The sequence below is a fragment of the Klebsiella sp. K5-306 genome, from assembly GCF_051835185.1.
Classification (GTDB): domain Bacteria; phylum Pseudomonadota; class Gammaproteobacteria; order Enterobacterales; family Enterobacteriaceae; genus Klebsiella; species Klebsiella oxytoca.
This window is the reverse complement of record NZ_JAIFJY010000002.1, coordinates 1-19,118: the sequence shown is the minus strand read 5'-3', so window position 1 is coordinate 19,118 and position 19,118 is coordinate 1. Positions and strand designations below refer to the sequence as shown.

General features: G+C 53.6%; 16 protein-coding genes. 8 read left to right on the top strand and 8 right to left on the bottom strand.

Annotated features, from left to right (window positions below):
• Positions 1-266 precede the first annotated feature (266 nt).
• From rsmG to asnC, 4 genes are all read right to left on the bottom strand, one after another.
• The gene (gene rsmG, locus K2184_RS03765; protein WP_023329090.1) at positions 267-890 is read right to left on the bottom strand and encodes a 16S rRNA (guanine(527)-N(7))-methyltransferase RsmG; all 624 of its coding nucleotides are present in this window, start codon (positions 888-890) and stop codon (positions 267-269) included.
• 112 nt (positions 891-1,002) lie between these two features.
• Positions 1,003-2,892, bottom strand: a complete 1,890-nt coding sequence (gene mnmG / locus K2184_RS03760) for a tRNA uridine-5-carboxymethylaminomethyl(34) synthesis enzyme MnmG (protein ID WP_004116749.1) — start codon at positions 2,890-2,892, stop codon at positions 1,003-1,005.
• 381 nt (positions 2,893-3,273) lie between these two features.
• A complete protein-coding gene (gene mioC, locus K2184_RS03755; RefSeq protein ID WP_004107304.1) occupies positions 3,274-3,714 on the bottom strand; it encodes an FMN-binding protein MioC in 441 nt (146 codons plus the stop codon).
• Positions 3,715-3,806: 92 nt separating this feature from the next.
• Positions 3,807-4,265, bottom strand: a complete 459-nt coding sequence (gene asnC, locus K2184_RS03750; protein WP_004107306.1) for a transcriptional regulator AsnC — start codon at positions 4,263-4,265, stop codon at positions 3,807-3,809.
• 152 nt (positions 4,266-4,417) lie between these two features.
• On the opposite strand from asnC, the gene asnA reads away from it, so the two are divergent.
• On the top strand, positions 4,418-5,410 hold the full coding sequence (asnA, locus tag K2184_RS03745; protein WP_004116752.1) for an aspartate--ammonia ligase: 993 nt from the start codon (positions 4,418-4,420) through the stop codon (positions 5,408-5,410).
• A 7-nt stretch (positions 5,411-5,417) separates the two neighbouring features.
• On the opposite strand, the gene viaA is transcribed toward asnA, so the two are convergent.
• The gene (gene viaA, locus K2184_RS03740) at positions 5,418-6,866 is read right to left on the bottom strand and encodes an ATPase RavA stimulator ViaA (RefSeq protein ID WP_004107310.1); all 1,449 of its coding nucleotides are present in this window, start codon (positions 6,864-6,866) and stop codon (positions 5,418-5,420) included.
• Positions 6,863-8,362, bottom strand: a complete 1,500-nt coding sequence (ravA, locus tag K2184_RS03735; RefSeq protein WP_004116756.1) for an ATPase RavA — start codon at positions 8,360-8,362, stop codon at positions 6,863-6,865. The genes viaA and ravA overlap by 4 nt, the downstream gene beginning before the upstream one ends.
• A 217-nt stretch (positions 8,363-8,579) precedes the next feature.
• Here ravA and kup point away from each other — a divergent pair, with 217 nt between their 5' ends.
• The 7 genes from kup (at position 8,580) to rbsR (ending at position 16,482) form a co-directional block, all read left to right on the top strand.
• The gene (kup, locus tag K2184_RS03730) at positions 8,580-10,448 is read left to right on the top strand and encodes a low affinity potassium transporter Kup (RefSeq protein WP_004107313.1); all 1,869 of its coding nucleotides are present in this window, start codon (positions 8,580-8,582) and stop codon (positions 10,446-10,448) included.
• 182 nt (positions 10,449-10,630) lie between these two features.
• Positions 10,631-11,050: a D-ribose pyranase gene (rbsD, locus tag K2184_RS03725; RefSeq protein ID WP_004116762.1), complete on the top strand. Its 420-nt coding sequence runs from the start codon at positions 10,631-10,633 to the stop codon at positions 11,048-11,050.
• 10 nt (positions 11,051-11,060) lie between these two features.
• A complete protein-coding gene (gene rbsA, locus K2184_RS03720) occupies positions 11,061-12,566 on the top strand; it encodes a ribose ABC transporter ATP-binding protein RbsA (RefSeq protein WP_004107317.1) in 1,506 nt (501 codons plus the stop codon).
• Between the two features lie 5 nt (positions 12,567-12,571).
• Complete coding sequence (rbsC, locus tag K2184_RS03715) at positions 12,572-13,537, top strand: ribose ABC transporter permease (protein WP_004855792.1); 966 nt, start codon at positions 12,572-12,574, stop codon at positions 13,535-13,537.
• A 27-nt stretch (positions 13,538-13,564) separates the two neighbouring features.
• Entirely contained in the window at positions 13,565-14,455 is an 891-nt protein-coding gene (gene rbsB / locus K2184_RS03710; protein ID WP_004107321.1) for a ribose ABC transporter substrate-binding protein RbsB, read from the top strand.
• A 98-nt stretch (positions 14,456-14,553) separates the two neighbouring features.
• Positions 14,554-15,486, top strand: coding sequence for a ribokinase (gene rbsK / locus K2184_RS03705; RefSeq protein ID WP_163524765.1), 933 nt, complete (start codon positions 14,554-14,556; stop codon positions 15,484-15,486).
• Positions 15,487-15,498: 12 nt separating this feature from the next.
• Positions 15,499-16,482 carry a ribose operon transcriptional repressor RbsR gene (gene rbsR, locus K2184_RS03700; protein WP_004107325.1) on the top strand — a complete coding sequence of 328 codons (984 nt, stop codon included), beginning with the start codon at positions 15,499-15,501 and terminating at the stop codon, positions 16,480-16,482.
• On the opposite strand, the gene mdtD is transcribed toward rbsR, so the two are convergent.
• Positions 16,479-17,876 (bottom strand): multidrug transporter subunit MdtD, encoded by a 1,398-nt coding sequence (gene mdtD / locus K2184_RS03695; RefSeq protein ID WP_004107327.1) that lies wholly within the window; start codon positions 17,874-17,876, stop codon positions 16,479-16,481. The two genes, rbsR and mdtD, sit on opposite strands and share 4 nt — an antisense overlap.
• A gap of 12 nt (positions 17,877-17,888) precedes the next feature.
• Complete coding sequence (locus K2184_RS03690; protein WP_004107328.1) at positions 17,889-18,590, bottom strand: FadR/GntR family transcriptional regulator; 702 nt, start codon at positions 18,588-18,590, stop codon at positions 17,889-17,891.
• Positions 18,591-19,118 lie beyond the last annotated feature (528 nt).

Genomic DNA, 19,118 nt, shown 5'->3' with positions numbered 1-19,118 from the left:
TTCTAAAACAATCCCATATACAATAAAAACCTTTTATTGACATTCATAATAAAAATTTAACATCAGTATGAAGTGCAAGCAGCGAGATTTTTAGCGTACTGATATTTTCAATGTTGACTATTCTCCTGGTAAAGCAACAGCGCAAAGTTAACCGAAAGAAAAACCATGGTAACAACAAGGTTAAATCTTGTCCGATACTACCCTGCCGTGACTTTTATTTTTGTAACATGCACAACCCGGTTTTTTTTCACATTTTTTGATAAAAATTAAATCATTTTTGGCTGGACCACCACAAGGTGACGCTCACCATCCAGCTGAGGAACATGCAGTTCGAAAACATCACTAATGGCAAACCCTTCCGGAAGATTGGCCATTTCATCTTTTTGCGCTAACCCTTTGAGCGCATAGAAGTGACCGTCCTGCGCCGGTAAATGATGGCACCAGCTCACCATATCATTCAGCGACGCAAAAGCGCGGCTGATCACGCCATCAAACGGCGGTTCAGCCGGAAACGTTTCCACGCGGCTTTGTACCGGCGTGATGTTATCCAGTTTTAACTCATGCTGGACCTGTCGCAGGAAACGTACTCGTTTACCGAGGCTATCCAGCAGGGTGAAATGAGATTCAGGGCGTACGATAGCCAGCGGGATCCCCGGCAGACCCGGTCCGGTACCCACATCGATAAAACGCGTTCCTTTAAGGTATGGCGCAACAACAATGCTATCGAGAATGTGGCGTACCAGCATCTCATCCGGATCGCGAACCGAGGTAAGGTTATAGGCCTTATTCCACTTATCCAGCATGCCTACATAGGCGACCAGCTGATTTTTCTGGTGATCGGTAAGTGAAATACCCGCTTCATCAAGCAGACGAGAAAGTTTGTTGATCACGTTCGGTACCTGTTTAAAAACAATGAGCCCGGAGGCGATGCGCTTACCGGGCTGGATATAAACCAGGCGGATATCTTATGCGCTATCCGCCAAATGTATCGTTCAGGGAAAGTCAGGCGCTACGGCGCAGCATTCCCTGCTTTTTCAACCACACCAGCAAAATCGAGATTGCCGCAGGCGTAATGCCGGAAATACGCGATGCTTGCCCTATTGAAGACGGCTTGTGGTCGTTCAACTTAGCAATGACTTCGTTCGACAGCCCATTCACCTGGCGATAATCAAGCGTGGCAGGCAGCAACGTGTTTTCATTGCGCTGCTGTTTCTCAATCTCATCCTGCTGGCGCGCGATGTAGCCTTCGTATTTTACCTGAATCTCAACCTGTTCCGCGGCCTGCTTGTCTTCAAGACCCGGCGAGAATGGCGACATTTTCACCAGCTGTTCGTAGGTCATTTCCGGACGACGGAGCAAATCTTCACCGTTAGCTTCGCGAGACAAAGGCGCCGTCAGCTGTGCGTTAACTTCAGCGGCGCTTTCCGCCAGCGGATTTACCCAGCTGGATTTCAGGCGCTGACGTTCACGTTCAATACTCTCAAGCTTCTCGTTGAAACGCGCCCAGCGTTCATCATCTACCAGGCCCAGTTCACGGCCTTGCTCAGTCAGGCGCAGATCGGCGTTGTCTTCACGCAGCATCAGGCGGTATTCCGCACGTGAAGTAAACATGCGGTACGGCTCTTTGGTGCCGAGCGTACACAGATCGTCCACCAGGACGCCAAGGTAGGCCTGGGAGCGACCCGGCGCCCATCCCTCTTTCTCGGCAGAGAAGCGGGCTGCGTTCAGGCCTGCCAGCAGGCCCTGAGCGGCCGCTTCTTCATAACCGGTAGTGCCGTTAATCTGGCCCGCAAAAAACAGGCCATGGATAAATTTACTTTCCAGCGTTGGTTTCAGGTCACGCGGATCGAAGAAATCGTACTCGATAGCGTAGCCGGGGCGAACGATTTTTGCATTTTCCATCCCCTGCATTGAGCGGACGATTTGCATCTGGACATCAAACGGCAGGCTGGTGGAGATGCCATTTGGATAAATTTCGTTCGACGTCAGTCCTTCCGGCTCGAGGAAGATCTGATGCTGATTGCGATCGGCAAAACGCATCACCTTGTCTTCGATCGAAGGACAGTAGCGAGGGCCGATCCCTTCAATCACGCCGGCATACATCGGGCTACGATCGAGGTTATTGCGGATCACATCGTGGGTTTTCTCGTTGGTATGCGTGACATAGCACGGTACCTGACGCGGGTGCTGGGAAGCATTCCCCATAAACGAGAAAACCGGCATTGGATCGTCGCCGTGCTGCTGAGCCAGAACGCTGAAATCAATGGTCCGCGCATCAATACGCGGTGGGGTACCGGTTTTCAGGCGGCTGACGCGTAGCGGCAGTTCACGTAAACGGCGAGACAGCGGGATCGACGGAGGATCGCCTGCGCGACCGCCGCTGTAGTTATCGAGTCCGATATGGATCTTACCGTCGAGGAATGTCCCTACGGTCAGCACTACCGCTTTGGCGCGGAATTTAAGCCCCATCTGGGTAACAGCACCCACCACGCGATCGTTCTCAACAATCAGATCTTCAACGGCCTGCTGGAAGATCATCAAATTAGGCTGATTCTCCAGGGCCGTGCGTACGGCTTGCCGATAAAGCACGCGATCGGCCTGAGCGCGAGTCGCCCGTACGGCTGGGCCTTTGCTGGCGTTTAGTATCCTAAACTGGATACCGGCATGGTCAATGGCCTTCGCCATCAGGCCGCCAAGCGCATCCACTTCTTTTACCAGGTGTCCTTTCCCAATGCCGCCAATCGCCGGGTTGCAGCTCATTTGCCCTAGCGTGTCGATATTGTGTGTCAAAAGCAGAGTCTGTTGACCCATTCGCGCTGCGGCCATTGCGGCCTCAGTGCCTGCATGACCCCCGCCAATGATGATGACGTCAAAAGGATCCTGATAAAACATGGTGGTATGCCTCGCATAAAGCGGTTTGAAAATGGATTGAAGCCCGGGCCGTGGATTCTACTCAACTTTCGCCTTTCGAGAAAGCGCCGGGATCCTGAGTATTAAAAAGAAGATCTTTTATTTAGAGATCTGTTTTATTGTGATCTCTTATTAGGATCGGCTTGTCTTGTGGATAAGTCGGATCCACGATTTAAGATCAATCGTTTAAGAAGGATCGCTTTCTGTGAATGATCGGTGATCCTGGTCCGTATAAGCTGGGATCAAAATGAAGGGTTATACACAGCACAAAAATCAGTCTACGGTTATACTTTGGATAACTACCGGTTGATCCAAGCTTTTAAGCATAGTTATCCACAGAAGAAAGTATGATCTTTACAATTCTCAGAGCAATTTTTGCCAGGATCCCAGCCAGACCTCAGCCGGATCTTCCGGAATTTCATGTTCGAGGACGTTAATTTTTAGCGTTTCGCCAATCTGTTTTGCCCCGCAGGCCTTCAGCGCCGACTCCAGCTTATCAATCGCTCCGCAGAAGGTGTCATATTCACGACTACCGATACCGACTGCGCCAAAATGGACCGCAGAAAGGTCGATCTGCTTTTCCTGAAGCGCTTCATAAAAAGGCAGCAGGTTATCGGGAATGTCGCCGGCGCCATGAGTAGAAGAGATAACCAGCCAGATCCCTTCCGCCTGTAGATCGTCAATCAGCGGGCCGTGCTGAATAGTCGTGCTGTGACCAGCCTCTTCCAGCTTTTCCGCCAGATGTTCTGACACATATTCTGCGCTACCCAGCGTACTGCCGCTGATAAGAGTTATCTCTGCCATGATCGCCCGCTCCACTTTTCCAGAGTGGCGTATTGTACGCTGTGAGCGAGCTGGGATCTACCTGTGGAAAAATGTGGGATTAAATAGTCCGTTCACGGGCGGATGGTACGCATGATCGGGTTTTGCAGCACGATCAGCGTTTCGGTGGACTGAATTTCATCAATTGTTTGGATCTTGTTGATAAGTACATGCTGGAGCGCATCGATCGATCGGCACATGACTTTTATAAAGATACTGTAGTGCCCGGTGGTGTAGTACGCTTCGGTAACCTCATCCAGACTGTTTAACCTCGCCAGCGCCGAGGGATAGTCTTTGGCGCTTTTCAGAATGATGCCGATAAAACATCCCACATCGTAGCCCAACTGCTTTGGGCTCACGTCAATGCGTGCGCCAGTGATAATTCCGGCCTGCTTCATCTTCTCCACGCGAACGTGAATGGTTCCCGGACTGACGCCAAACTGTTTTGCCAGTTCAGCATAAGCGGTGCGCGCGTTGGCCATTAAGGCCTCAAGGATGCCGCGGTCCAGATTGTCGATCTGATAATTTTCCATAGGTTTTTCTTATGAAGTTTGACGAATCTTTCTATTTTAGCCTCAAATTTTAATGAATCAAAATCTATGCAGGCTTTTTGTTGTGGGATTATTGAATTGCAGCGCTGTTTTGTTGCTTAATCAATGGCAACAGGACGCAGGAGTTATAAAAAATGAAAACCGCATACATCGCAAAACAACGCCAGATTAGTTTCGTTAAGTCACACTTTTCCCGTCAGCTTGAAGAGAAGCTCGGCCTGATCGAAGTTCAGGCGCCGATCTTAAGCCGCGTGGGCGATGGAACTCAGGATAACCTTTCTGGTTGCGAAAAAGCGGTTCAGGTTAAAGTGAAAACACTGCCAGACGCCCAGTTCGAAGTGGTTCATTCACTGGCGAAGTGGAAGCGTCAAACCCTGGGACAACACGACTTCAGCGCGGGCGAAGGGCTGTACACGCACATGAAGGCCCTTCGCCCCGATGAAGACCGATTAACTCCCATCCATTCCGTTTACGTTGACCAGTGGGACTGGGAGCGCGTAATGGGTGACGGAGAACGCCACTGCGGAACGCTGAAATCGACCGTTGAAGCGATCTATGCCGGGATCAAAGCTACCGAAGACGCCGTCAGTAAAGAATTTGGCCTCAAGCCGTTTCTGCCGGAGACGATCCAGTTTGTTCATAGCGAGGAGCTTTTAAGCCGCTATCCGGATCTTGATGCCAAAGGTCGTGAACGGGCGATTGCTAAAGAGCTGGGGGCGGTATTCCTGATCGGCATCGGCGGCAAGCTTTCCGATGGTCAGCGCCACGACGTTCGCGCGCCGGATTATGATGACTGGAGCACGCCGGCTGCTGAAGGCTATGCCGGTCTGAACGGCGATATTCTGGTATGGAACCCGGTTCTGGAAGATGCCTTCGAGCTCTCTTCAATGGGGATCCGCGTGGATGCCGAAGCGCTGAAGCGCCAGCTTGCGATTACCGGTGATGAAGATCGCCTGCAGCTGGAATGGCACCAGGCGCTGCTGCGCGGAGAGATGCCGCAGACTATCGGCGGCGGCATTGGTCAGTCTCGTCTGACGATGCTGCTCCTGCAGCTTGACCATATCGGCCAGGTACAGTGCGGCGTATGGCCGACACAGGTTCGTCAAAGCGTTGCCGCTCTTCTTTAATGCGTGATTAACGCCGCCAGCGTCGCAGCAGGCGGCTACGCAGCCCGGTATCAAAGCGCCAGATATGATCGAAAATGCGCATAATACCGGGCTTGCCGTGTACCGACATCGCCACCGCATGAAAGCGATGCTGATGTTTATGCTGTAGCTCTCCCACCTTATTGATCACCTCATCCGGCAAGCGCTGTGCGATAAAATCTGAAATGACTACCGCATCGGCATCGATCCACTGCGGATTCTGCATACGCTCAATCACTGCCCGGAAACAGCTGGCCAGATCGGTGCCGCCACGGAAGCGCTGGCTCAGAAAGCGGATCGCCTGTTCCAGCCCCTGCGGACCGGTAAGTTCGTAATGCACTACCTCGCTGGAAAACAGCATAATAAAGCAGCGGCGGTTATCCGCCAGAGCGACCCGCATTAGCGCCAGACAAAACGCCTTGGCGCACTGTTCATTAAAACCGCCCATTGAGCCGGAAGTATCGACGCAGACGATAAAGGGTCCGCGCGGCTGTTCATCAAAATCCTGGCGAGTGACCGGCCGTTCGGTGATCTTTTCTTTCCACGCATCGCCGTGAAGCCGATAGGTCAGCAGCTGCTTTTCAACCAGCTTACGATAGAACTCGAACTCCAGCTCGGTGATACCGAGGGTAGCCAGCTCTGGCGGCAACAAACGCAGAATATCGTCGCTCTGCTGAAGCCCGTCCACCTGTTCCGGTACGGTGGCCGGTTCGCGCACCAGGCTGCGAAAGGTTTCCATCGGCGCATCTTTTTTCGGCACCGCTTTCGCTTCACGTGAGCGTCCCAGCTGTTCAGCGAGCTGCATGAGCTCGGGTTGTTGGCTTAGAAAGTCGCCGTAGCGCACGATCAGCTGATAGTCGCCTCGCTTCAGCTCGCCAGCGCTCATGTCCCACAGGTGCCCCGCCGCATTGTCATTTTCCACCAGCACCGGCTCCAGCTGGCCGCTGAGGGTCATGCGTTCCTGAACTTCGCTCAGTAGCTGATCGCGCTCTTCATCCAGCAGTTGCTGATTAAGGGAGGTTGCCTGCACCACCAGGCTCAGGCGCCAGCGCTGGAGGAATAACGTGTGCAGCGCTGGCGTAAAGGTGCTGTTGTTATCCACCAGCTGCTGGGCCTGGCTGGCAAAAGGGGAGTGCAGCTTATGCAGCTGGCTCAAAATTTGCGGAAGCTGGACGATAAACTGCGAGGTAGAAAGCCGCTGTGATTGCTGATAACACTGAACCTCCGCATCCAGCTCGGGGGGGATATTGGTCTCTTTAAGTCGCGATCTGACCGCTTCCCGCCAGCGCGGAATGTCGGCGGCGATAATATTTTTTAGGCGCGGGAATTTTTCAAAGAATACCGCCAGTTGAGGTGCCGCCAGCAGCGCCAGCAGCATCTCATCGATCATACCCTCTTCGCCGACTGCCAGCATGACATTCAGCATGTCCAGCGTCATGACTGACGCGCCTGTTTAATCTGCGTTCCGACGTCCTGCAGGCTGGCCTCAATGCGTCCCAGCCACTCACCGGGAATAAACAGACATTTCTGCTGTTCGCTGAAGCGGTTATGTTGCTGATGCCATTCGTCGTCCAGCGCTTCCAGCTGCTGCCGGATTTCGGCCGGCATATTTTCCCGCGATTCGCTACCGGGCAGGGAAAGTCGCGACCCCTGTAAGCTGACATCGCGCACGACCAGATGCTGGCTGGTATCGACATCCATATTCAGCGGCTGGGCAAAACCGATACCGTTGAGCTTGCCACGAATCTCACCCCCTTTCTCCAGCCAGTGAGCAAGCTCTTCACGAACAAACGTAATATGAATCACTTCCAGGTCGTGCAGCTTAAGCGGCTGCTGGAGGAGCAGCGTCAGCGTGGGCTCCTGCACTTCAGCGGGCAGTTCATAATGAGGTTTACGGCTGAACATACCGCCAAGACGGTTTACTTTTAGCGCGGTTTTATCGCTTTGCTGCTGTTGAAGCTGAATACGTCGTTGGATAATCGACCCCAGGCGAGTGAGCATTGCCTGCTGCTGCCAGGCGTGGCTGGTCATTAAGGTCTCCAGCTGCGCGGACATCAGGTTCATCGTCTCAATATTGTGCCACAGGCAATCTTTCAGCAGGATCAGGTCTATTGGCGCGATAGTGTCGCGGCCGCTGAAAAAGGCGCTGGCCTGCAGCAGACGAATGGCTTTTTTCCACCGACGATCTGAGACGTACGGCGCGTTCGGCAGCGTATCTAACTGCTGGCGCAGCTGGAAAATAAGTTCAAAAACGCTGTCCGGCAGCTTAACGCTGCCGATATCCTGCTGCCATTGCTGAAACTCCTCGTCGCTGACCTGTAGATTCGCCGGGACGGGGTTACTGTTCTCGTCCTGCTGGCTTATCAGCATTGAGCGGAAGTTGGTTTTATCCTGAACCTTATCCAGCCATAAACGGATAAGCATCCGATCGTATAGCGCCTCCAGGCTGTTGTCTGCTTCGGGGAGTTCGTTCGACGCCGCCACCAGCAGGCGCATAGGGATTTTTTCTTCGGTTGCCCCGTTGCGGAAATGACGTTCGTTTATTGCCGTCAGCAGCGTATTGAGGATCGCCGGGCCAGCTTTCCAGATCTCATCGAGGAAAACAATTTCGGCTTCCGGAAGATAACCCGCGGTCAAACGCTCGTAGCGTCCTTCATCTTTTAGCGCCTGAATGGAGAGCGGGCCAAAAACTTCTTCCGGCGTGGAAAAACGCGTCATCAGGTACTCAAATGCGCGAGCCTGCTGGAAGGCGAATTTTAGGCGTCGGGCGATCAGACTTTTGGCAATGCCCGGTGGACCCAGCAGAAAAACGCTCTCGCCGCTGAGTGCGGCAAGCAGGCAAAGGCGAATGGCGTGGCTGCGTTCGAAGAGTCCTTTTTCCAGAGCGGCGCTGAGCCGGGAAATTCTTTCTGCCAGTAAATGTGATTGAGCCATAATAGAGTTGCGTGCTTTTTAGAATGTCGTTGTTAGGTCGAGTATAGATGTTTGCTTAGGGGTGGTAATAGCCTGAAGAATCGATTTATTTTCTTTGAGTCAGGTTAAGATGATGTCAGTTAGGGGTACGATTCAGCAAATAATCGTGCATACTGTGCGCTTTTTGTGGGCCAAGGGACTAGGCACACATTTGTTTTATAAACGAAAAGACTAGTCTATGAGCACTGATAATAAGCAATCGCTGCCGGCAATAACGCTGGCGGCAATCGGCGTGGTATACGGCGATATCGGTACCAGTCCACTGTATACACTTCGTGAATGTCTGTCCGGCCAGTTTGGCTTTGGCGTTGAGCGTGATGCTGTTTTTGGCTTCCTGTCGCTCATTTTCTGGCTATTAATTCTCACCGTATCACTCAAATACATCACCTTCGTGATGCGGGCAGACAATGCCGGCGAAGGCGGGATCCTGACGTTAATGTCGCTGGCGGGGCGAAACACCTCCGCGCGCGCAACCTCCATCCTGGTGATCCTTGGGCTTATCGGCGGCAGCTTCTTTTATGGCGAGGTGGTGATTACGCCTGCCATCTCGGTGATGTCGGCGATAGAGGGGCTGGAAATTATCGCCCCGGACCTGGATACGTGGGTGGTCCCCATATCCATCATCGTTCTGACGCTGCTATTTGCCATTCAAAAGCACGGTACCAGCATGGTCGGTAAGCTGTTCGCGCCGATTATGCTGATCTGGTTCCTGCTGCTGGCGGTACTGGGCGCGCGCAGTATCTTTGCTAACCCGGAAGTGCTGCAGGCGCTGAATCCTTACTGGGCGGTACACTTTTTCCTCGAATATAAAACCGTCTCGTTTGTGGCGCTGGGCGCGGTAGTGCTGTCGATTACCGGCGTGGAGGCGCTGTACGCGGATATGGGGCATTTTGGTAAACTGCCGATTCGCCTGGCCTGGTTTTCGGTAGTACTGCCTTCACTGGTGCTTAACTACTTTGGTCAGGGCGCGCTGCTGCTCAAACACCCGGAAGCGATTAAAAACCCGTTCTTTCTGCTGGCGCCCGAGTGGGCGCTCATTCCCATGCTGATTATTGCCGCCCTGGCGACGGTTATCGCTTCACAGGCGGTTATCTCTGGCGTCTTCTCGCTAACCCGGCAGGCGGTGCGCCTGGGGTACCTGTCGCCGATGCGGATTATTCATACTTCGGAAATGGAGTCCGGGCAGATTTATATTCCGTTTATCAACTGGCTGCTCTATATCTCGGTGGTCATCGTCATTGTTAACTTTGAGCACTCCTCGAATCTGGCGGCGGCCTACGGTATTGCGGTGACGGGGACGATGGTGCTGACCACCATTCTGTTCACGACGGTAGCGCGTCAAAACTGGCACTGGAATAAGTTCGTTGTGGCGCTGCTGCTGGTTGCCTTTATGTGCATTGATATCCCGCTCTTCTCCGCGAACCTCGATAAAATCGTCTCCGGCGGCTGGCTGCCTCTGACCCTCGGCCTGGTGATGTTTACCATCATGACCACCTGGAAAAGCGAGCGTTTCCGCCTTCTGCGTCGGATGCATGAGCACGGTAATTCTCTGGAAGCGATGATCTCTTCTCTGGAGAAATCGCCGCCGGTCCGCGTTCCGGGTACCGCCGTCTATATGTCGCGGGCGCTGAACGTCATTCCTTTCGCGCTGTTGCATAACCTTAAGCATAATAAGGTGCTGCACGAGCGGGTGATTTTGCTCACGCTGCGTACTGAAGATGCGCCGTACGTGCATAACGTTCGTCGCGTACAGATTGAGCAGATTTCGCCGTCGTTCTGGCGCGTAGTAGCCAGCTACGGCTGGCGGGAAACGCCGAATGTCGAAGAAGTTTTCCACCGCTGTGGGCTGGAAGGCCTGAGCTGCCGGATGATGGAGACCTCCTTCTTTATGTCTCATGAGTCGCTGATCATCGGCAAGCGGCCATGGTACCTGCGCCTGCGCGGCAAGCTTTATCTTCTGCTGCAGCGCAACGCTCTGCGAGCGCCTGACCAGTTCGAAATCCCGCCGAACCGGGTTATTGAGCTCGGCACCCAGGTTGAAATCTGATGCGCTAAAGCCCTTCTTGATGAAGGGCTTTTTGTTTATTTGAACGCTTCTGGCTTTAACTCTTCAGACTTGCGAAACGTTTCGATGACGATCACAATTCTCACATCTGGTGATGGTTTTCTGTTCTCTTATTGCTAATACTTATACCAGCGAAACGTTTCGCTAGTGGAGTAAAAGAGAAAATGAAAAAAGGTACCGTCCTCAATGCTGAAATTTCGTCGGTCATCTCCCGCCTGGGTCATACCGATACGCTGGTAGTTTGCGATGCCGGGTTACCTGTTCCCCGCAGCAGCGCCCGTATCGATATGGCGTTAACCCACGGGGTGCCCTCCTTTATGCAGGTTCTGGAGGTGGTGACGAGCGAAATGCAGGTTGAAGCGGCTATCCTCGCGGAAGAGATTAAAACGCTTAATCCGCAGCTCCACGCGACGTTGCTCAATCATCTTGAGCAGCTGCAGCAACACCAGGGAAACACCATTGAAATTCGTTACACCAGCCATGAGCAGTTCAAAAAAGAAACCGCAGATAGTCAGGCGGTGATTCGCAGCGGGGAATGTTCCCCGTATGCGAACGTTATTCTCTGTGCCGGCGTGACGTTCTGAGGTCGCCGCTATGGAAGCCTTATTGCAATTAAAAGGGATCGATAAATCGTTCCCTGGCGTCAAGGCGCTCTCCGGCGCCTCGCTAAACGTATATCCGGGCCGCGTGATGGCGCTGGTCGGGGAAAACGGCGCCGGTAAATCCACGATGATGAAAGTGCTGACCGGCATTTACTCCCGCGATGCCGGTTCGCTGCTGTGGTTGGGTAAAGAGACCACCTTCAACGGTCCCAAATCTTCTCAGGAAGCCGGAATTGGCATCATCCACCAGGAGCTAAACCTGATCCCCCAATTGACGATCGCCGAGAACATTTTCCTCGGCCGTGAATTTGTGAATCGCTTTGGCAAAATAGACTGGAAAACGATGTACGCCGAAGCCGATAAGCTGCTGGCAAAGCTGAATCTGCGTTTTAACAGCCAGAAGCTGGTGGGGGATTTATCGATAGGCGATCAGCAAATGGTTGAGATCGCTAAGGTGCTGAGCTTTGAGTCGAAGGTCATCATTATGGATGAGCCCACCGATGCGTTGACCGACACCGAGACCGAATCCCTGTTCCGCGTAATCCGCGAACTGAAATCGCAGGGGCGCGGTATTGTCTATATCTCCCACCGTATGAAAGAGATCTTCGAGATTTGCGATGACGTCACGGTATTTCGCGATGGGCAGTTTATCGCCGAGCGTGAAGTGGCCAGTCTGGATGAAGATCTGCTGATTGAGATGATGGTCGGCCGTAAGCTGGAAGATCAGTACCCGCATCTGGACAAAGCCCCGGGCGCTGTTCGTCTTAAGGTCGACAACCTGTGCGGTTCGGGCGTGGAAAATATCTCCTTTATTCTGCGTCAGGGCGAGATTCTCGGCGTCGCCGGGCTGATGGGCGCCGGGCGCACCGAGCTGATGAAGGTGCTGTACGGTGCGCTGCCGCGCAGCAGCGGTTCGGTCACGCTGGATGGACGCGAAGTTGTTACGCGCTCCCCGCAGGATGGTCTGGCCAACGGAATCGTCTACATCTCAGAAGACCGTAAGCGCGACGGTTTAGTGCTCGGCATGTCGGTTAAAGAAAACATGTCGCTGACCGCGCTGCGTTACTTCAGCCGCGGCGGCGGTAGTCTCAAGCACAAAGATGAACAACAGGCGGTGAGTGATTTTATCCGCCTGTTTAACGTGAAAACGCCTTCGATGGAGCAGGCCATTGGGCTGCTTTCCGGCGGTAATCAGCAGAAGGTCGCGATAGCCCGCGGGTTGATGACCCGCCCGAAGGTATTGATCCTTGATGAGCCGACACGCGGCGTGGATGTTGGGGCAAAGAAAGAGATATACCAGCTGATTAACCAGTTCAAAGCCGAAGGTCTGAGCATCATTCTGGTCTCTTCGGAGATGCCGGAAGTGCTGGGCATGAGCGATCGCATCATGGTGATGCATGAAGGGCATCTCGGCGGTGAATTCACACGCGAGCAGGCCACCCAGGAAGTATTGATGGCTGCCGCTGTGGGCAAGCTTAATCGTGTGAATCAGGAGTAAAAAAGATGAATAACCCGGCTGTTTCTGGTCGTCGCTACTTCACAAAAGCGTGGCTGATGGAGCAAAAATCGCTGATTGCCCTGCTGGTGCTGATTGCGATTGTCTCGACCATGAGCCCCAACTTTTTTACCGTGAATAACCTGTTCAATATTCTGCAGCAGACTTCAGTTAACGCCATTATGGCGGTAGGGATGACGCTGGTTATCCTGACGTCGGGTATCGACCTGTCCGTCGGTTCTCTGCTGGCGCTGACCGGCGCGGTTGCTGCTTCAATTGTCGGGATTGAGGTCAACGCGCTGGTGGCCGTGGCCGCTGCGCTGGCATTAGGCGCGGCTATCGGCGCCGTGACCGGCGTGATTGTGGCGAAAGGGCGCGTGCAGGCATTTATCGCTACGCTGGTCATGATGCTGCTGCTGCGCGGCGTGACGATGGTGTATACCAATGGAAGCCCGGTAAATACCGGCTTTACCGACAACGCCGATCTGTTCGGCTGGTTCGGGATTGGTCGTCCGCTGGGGATCCCAACGCCGGTGTGGATTATGGCGATCGTTTTCCTGGCCGCCTGGTACATGCTGCACCATACTCGCCTGGGCCGTTATATTTATGCGCTCGGCGGTAACGAGGCGGCAACGCGCCTTTCCGGCATCAGCGTGAATAAAGTTAAAATCATCGTCTATTCTTTGTGCGGCATGCTGGCCTCGCTGGCCGGGATTATTGAGGTCGCGCGTCTCTCTTCCGCGCAGCCGACGGCGGGCACAGGATATGAACTGGATGCGATTGCGGCGGTGGTGCTCGGTGGTACCAGCCTCGCGGGCGGTAAAGGCCGTATTGTCGGCACGCTGATTGGTGCGTTGATCCTTGGCTTTCTGAACAACGGCCTGAATTTATTAGGCGTTTCATCCTATTACCAGATGATCGTGAAAGCGGTGGTCATTTTGCTGGCGGTACTGGTAGATAACAAGAAGCAGTAACTGAGAACTCTACAGGACATCTTAACTATGAATATGAAAAAACTGGCGACCCTGGTCTCTGCTGTAGCGTTAAGTGCGACCGTAAGCGCAAACGCGATGGCAAAAGATACTATCGCTCTGGTTATCTCTACCCTTAACAACCCGTTCTTTGTCTCGCTGAAGGATGGCGCGCAAAAAGAAGCGGACAAACTTGGCTATAACCTGGTGGTACTGGACTCCCAGAATAACCCGGCCAAAGAGTTGGCTAACGTTCAGGATTTAACCGTTCGTGGCACCAAACTGCTGCTGATCAACCCTACGGATTCCGATGCGGTGGGTAACGCCGTGAAGCTGGCTAATCAGGCGAAAATTCCGGTTATCACCCTCGACCGTCAGGCGTCAAAAGGCGACGTGGTAAGCCATATTGCATCTGACAACGTGCTGGGCGGTAAGATGGCCGGCGACTATATCGCGAAGAAAGTCGGCGAAAGCGCGAAGATCATTGAACTACAAGGCATTGCCGGGACCTCCGCGGCGCGCGAACGTGGTGAAGGTTTCCAGCAGGCCGTTGCTGCGCACAAGTTTAACGTACTGGCCAGCCAGCCGGCAGATTTTGACCGTACCAAGGGTCTGAACGTCATGCAGAACTTGCTGACGGCGCATCCTGATGTGCAGGCGGTATTTGCCCAGAACGATGAAATGGCGCTGGGCGCGCTGCGTGCGCTACAAACGGCAGGCAAATCTGATGTGATGGTTGTTGGATTTGACGGCACGCCGGATGGCGAAAAAGCGGTTAATAGTGGCAAACTGGCTGCGACCATCGCCCAGCTACCGGAGCAGATCGGCGTTAAAGGCGTTGAGACCGCCGATAAAGTGCTGAAGGGCGAAAAAGTGGATACCAGCTACCCGGTTGAGTTGAAACTGGTCATTAAGCAATAATGTGCGATTCGGATCGGCGACGGTCCGAGGGACAACATAATAAAGAAAAGCAGGGCATGCGCCACCGGATCCCGGTGGCGCGCTTTCCGGGAATATTGATTATGAAAACCGCAGGCAAACTTGTCGTCCTTGGCAGTATCAACGCCGATCACATCCTGAATCTCGACGCCTTCCCAACGCCTGGTGAAACCGTTACCGGTCATCACTATCAGGTCGCTTTTGGCGGTAAGGGCGCAAACCAGGCCGTTGCTGCCGGACGCAGCGGGGCTAATATTTCCTTTATCGCCTGTACCGGCGATGACGACATTGGCGAGCGCGTTCGTCACCAGCTGGAAAACGACAATATTGACGTTTCGCCGGTCAGAGCCGTCACCGGAGAATCAACCGGCGTGGCGCTGATTTTTGTTAACGCTGAAGGTGAGAATACTATCGGTATTCATGCCGGTGCTAATGCCGCGCTCTCCGTTGCGCAGGTTGATGCGGAAAAAGAGCGTATTGCTGGCGCGCAGGCGCTGCTGATGCAGCTGGAATCACCGCTGGAAAGCGTACTGGCCGCGGCGAAAATCGCTCACCAGAATCAAACCTCAGTCATCCTCAATCCGGCGCCGGCACGTGAATTGCCCGATGAGCTGCTCACGCTGGTAGATATCATTACCCCTAACGAGACCGAAGCGGAAAAGCTCACCGGCGTGCGCGTGGAAAGCGACGATGATGCGGCAAAAGCCGCCAAAGTGCTCCATGATAAAGGTATCGGTACGGTGATCATTACCCTTGGCAGCCGTGGCGTATGGGCCAGCTGCGAAGGTGAAGGTCGTCGGGTGCCCGGCTTTAAAGTGCAGGCGGTAGATACCATAGCCGCTGGCGATACCTTTAATGGTGCGCTGGTCACCGCGCTGCTTGAAGGTAGTGAACTGGCGCAGGCGATTCGTTTTGCCCATGCCGCCGCCGCTATCGCCGTCACCCGCAAAGGGGCCCAGCCCTCCGTGCCCTGGCGAAAAGAAATAGACGAATTTTTACGTCAACAGGGGTAACGCTTGGCCACCATGAAGGATGTAGCCCGCATAGCGGGCGTTTCCACTTCGACGGTTTCTCATGTCATCAACAAAGATCGTTTCGTTAGCGAAGCAATTACCGCTAAAGTCGATGCCGCGATTAAAAGCCTGAACTACGCGCCGTCTGCGCTGGCGCGCAGCCTTAAATTAAACCAAACCCGCACCATAGGCATGCTTATTACCGCCAGTACCAACCCGTTTTATTCGGAGCTAGTGCGCGGCGTGGAACGTAGCTGCTTTGAGCGAGGCTATAGCCTGGTGCTGTGTAATACCGAAGGCGATGAGCAGCGGATGAACCGTAATCTTGAGACGCTGATGCAAAAGCGCGTCGATGGTTTACTCCTGTTGTGCACTGAAACTCATCAGCCTTCGCCGGAAATTATGCAGCGCTATCCTTCTGTACCGACGGTGATGATGGACTGGGCGCCGTTCGACGGCGATAGCGATCTGATTCAGGATAACTCTCTGCTCGGCGGCGATATGGCGACCCAGTATCTGATTGACCAGGGCTATAGTCGGATTGCCTGTATCGCAGGTCCGCTGGATAAAACGCCAGCCCGATTGCGCCTGGAGGGATATCAGGCTGCGATGACTCGAGCCGGACTTGCGGTACCGGAAGGATATGTGATTAGCAGCGATTTTGAATTTGGCGGCGGATTCAGCGCCATGCAGACGCTGCTGACGCTGTCAGAGCTACCGCAGGCAGTATTTGTCGGTAACGATGCGATGGCGGTGGGCGCCTATCAGGCCCTTTACCAGAGCGGCCTGCGTATTCCGCAGGACATGGCGCTGGTGGGTTATGACGACATCGAACTGGCGCGCTATATGACGCCGCCGCTAACCACAATTCATCAACCGAAAGATGAGCTGGGCGAACTGGCCATCGATGTGCTGATTCACCGCATGGCCGATCCGGGACAAAAACAGCAGCGCGTACAGTTAACGCCTGAGCTGGTGGTTCGTGGCTCAGCCTAACGCTTATGCCGCTCCTTAATCAGGTTGCGGCCATCTTTTGCTCTTAATAAGGTAAATACCAGCGCCGATACCACGGTGATAGCCCCCATGGTAATAAAGGTGTAATGAAATTGCTCAATGGTATTTGCGCTATCAAATCCTTCATAAAACCTCAGCACCGCCGCGCTAACGGCGACCCCGAGACTGATAGAGAGTTGCTGAGTAACGGCCAGCATGCTGTTGCCGCTGCTGGCGTTTTCATCGGTTAAATCGGCGAGCGTGATGGTGTTCATTGAGGTGAACTGAGTGGACATCGCCATCCCCAGAACGAATAGCGGCAGCAGCAGCATCCAGATCGACAGATCCGGAGATTGCAGCGAAAACTGAGCAATCATCAGGCCGATGAATACCGTGACCCCAACCAGCGTTTTACGGTAGCCGAACCAGCGAAGTATCTGGGTGACGGTTGATTTCGCAATAATGGAACCGATAGCCGTAGGCGCAATCATGCAGCCAGCAATAATCGCCGGATACCCGAAGCCAACCTGGAGCATCAGCGGCATCAGGAACGGAACGCAGCCGGTGCCCAAGCGCGTGGCCAGGTTTCCCGCGATCCCAACAGAGAAGGTATGCGTCTTAAATAAGGATAGCGAAATGAGCGGTGTGGGATGACGGCGAGCGTGGCGAATATAGGCCCACATTAAAACGATGCTCAGGGCGATAACGGCCAGAGCCATCCAGGTGGCAACAATCTTCTCGCCAAACAGCTCGATTCCACTGGAAAACAGCACCAGGCTCAGGCCAAAGAGGATAAAACCGAGCGTGTCGAAGCGACGTCGTGGCGTGGTGAAATCCGGCATGTACTTGCGAGCGTAGACGATTCCGATAATGCCGATGGGAATATTAATCAGGAATATCCAGTGCCAGCTTGCCCAGGTCACCAGTACGCCGCCGAGCACGGGGCCGAGGATAGGGCCGACCAGGCCAGGCATGGTGACGAAGTTGAGTACCGGCAGCAGTTCGCTGCGCGGATAGGCGCGCAGTAACGCCAGCCTCGCAACCGGCATCATCATCGCTCCGCCGATGCCCTGAATGACGCGGAAGATAACCAGTTCCATCAGGGAGTTGGAAAGCGCGCAGGCCAGGGAACCGAGGGTAAACAGGCTGACGGCGATGATAAATACTTTCCGCGTGCCGAAGCGGTCGGCCAGCCAACCGCTGACCGGGATAAGCATGGCTACTGTCAACGTGTAGCTGATAATGGCCGATTGCATCGCAAGCGGTGAACGGTTAAGGCTATGGGCGATAGCGGGAAGGGCCGTATTCAGAATGGTAGCGTCAAGCGCCTGCATAAAAAAAGCCATCGCTGCGATCCATGGCAGCCCGGCCATACTGCGGGCTTTCTTTTTGGTCATTCGATACCTTTACTATTTGTCGGAATGGTTGGGGGCACTCAACAACGCCTGGCAGGCGCTCAGCGCTCGCAAGCCGTCGCTATCCAGAATGGCATCAACGATTGCCTGATGGAGATCCAGCTTCACCACTTCATTTTGGGTAATCGAAGTGAAGTAGGTGTGGTAAACCGAATGAAATAAAGAAGCGAAAGAGGTCAGGAAAGGATTGCCGCTCATTTCATATATATGTTCATGCCAGGCCATATCGACCTCAATCCAGCGCTCGCGCTGAAAGTTCCTCTTTAGCTCAACCATCTCCTCCATCAAAGCGTTGAGTTGAGCCTTCTGCTCCGGCGTGCCTGAGGTTGACGCCAGAAAACAGGCTTGGGGCTCCAGGCTTTCGCGCATAACGAGGAAATGGCCGACAACTTCAGCGAAATTATCTTCCGTTAACCACCATGCGAGTAGTTCTTTATCGAGAAAGTTCCAGCTGCTGCGGGGCATCACCCGCGTTCCGATCCGTGGACGAGGTAAAAGCATCCCTTTCGCAGCAAGCGTTTTAACCGCTTCACGCACGGCCGTACGGCTCACGCCAAACTGCTCACCCAGTTCCATCTCTCCGGGAAGGATACTTTCTGGCGGGTATTCCCCGGTCAGGATTTTTTGAGCTAGTTTCTCCGCTAATACCCAGGAGATGTTCTTTTGTGCCGCCAACTGCTGTGCGCTTAAAGACATAAATGCCGTTCCTTTCTCTTTTTTACCTTATCAGTATGCCATCTGGCGGCGTGCTTCGTTGGTTAAAACGGCAAAACGCCGCTTTTTTGCTAAATTACACGGCGTAATGATGAAAAAAGAGGCGGTTGAAAAGTTTTTTGAAATTTCCCCTTGTCACTTCGTAATTACTCCCTATAATGCGCTCCCACTGACACGGAACAACGGCTTACAGCCCGCCGGGTCAGCGGGATTCAGCGATGAATACCGGCAGAGAAAAGCGAAATTAAACGCTTGACTCTGAATGAGGAAAACGTATTATACGGGACCTCGCAACGGTGAGCGAAAGCCGCGTTGCACTGCTCTTTAACAATTTATCAGACAATCTGTGTGGGCACTCAAAGTGACATGGATTCTTAACGTCTTCGGACGAAAAATGAATACCAAGTCTCAAAGAGTGAACACGTAATTCATTACGAAGTTTAATTCTACGAGCATCAAACTTAAATTGAAGAGTTTGATCATGGCTCAGATTGAACGCTGGCGGCAGGC

Excerpts from the sequence above, each read along its gene's own strand:
- rbsA (WP_004107317.1), top strand. The coding sequence starts at position 11,061 with ATGGAAGCCTTATTGCAATTAAAAGGGATCGATAAATCGTTCCCTGGC.
- asnA (WP_004116752.1), top strand. The coding sequence starts at position 4,418 with ATGAAAACCGCATACATCGCAAAACAACGCCAGATTAGTTTCGTTAAG.
- rbsC (WP_004855792.1), top strand. The coding sequence starts at position 12,572 with ATGAATAACCCGGCTGTTTCTGGTCGTCGCTACTTCACAAAAGCGTGG.
- kup (WP_004107313.1), top strand. The coding sequence starts at position 8,580 with ATGAGCACTGATAATAAGCAATCGCTGCCGGCAATAACGCTGGCGGCA.
- K2184_RS03690 (WP_004107328.1), bottom strand. The coding sequence starts at position 18,590 with ATGTCTTTAAGCGCACAGCAGTTGGCGGCACAAAAGAACATCTCCTGG.
- rbsD (WP_004116762.1), top strand. The coding sequence starts at position 10,631 with ATGAAAAAAGGTACCGTCCTCAATGCTGAAATTTCGTCGGTCATCTCC.
- asnC (WP_004107306.1), bottom strand. The coding sequence starts at position 4,265 with ATGGAAAATTATCAGATCGACAATCTGGACCGCGGCATCCTTGAGGCC.
- mdtD (WP_004107327.1), bottom strand. The coding sequence starts at position 17,876 with ATGACCAAAAAGAAAGCCCGCAGTATGGCCGGGCTGCCATGGATCGCA.
- viaA (WP_004107310.1), bottom strand. The coding sequence starts at position 6,866 with ATGACGCTGGACATGCTGAATGTCATGCTGGCAGTCGGCGAAGAGGGT.
- rbsB (WP_004107321.1), top strand. The coding sequence starts at position 13,565 with ATGAATATGAAAAAACTGGCGACCCTGGTCTCTGCTGTAGCGTTAAGT.
- ravA (WP_004116756.1), bottom strand. The coding sequence starts at position 8,362 with ATGGCTCAATCACATTTACTGGCAGAAAGAATTTCCCGGCTCAGCGCC.
- mioC (WP_004107304.1), bottom strand. The coding sequence starts at position 3,714 with ATGGCAGAGATAACTCTTATCAGCGGCAGTACGCTGGGTAGCGCAGAA.
- mnmG (WP_004116749.1), bottom strand. The coding sequence starts at position 2,892 with ATGTTTTATCAGGATCCTTTTGACGTCATCATCATTGGCGGGGGTCAT.
- rbsR (WP_004107325.1), top strand. The coding sequence starts at position 15,499 with ATGAAGGATGTAGCCCGCATAGCGGGCGTTTCCACTTCGACGGTTTCT.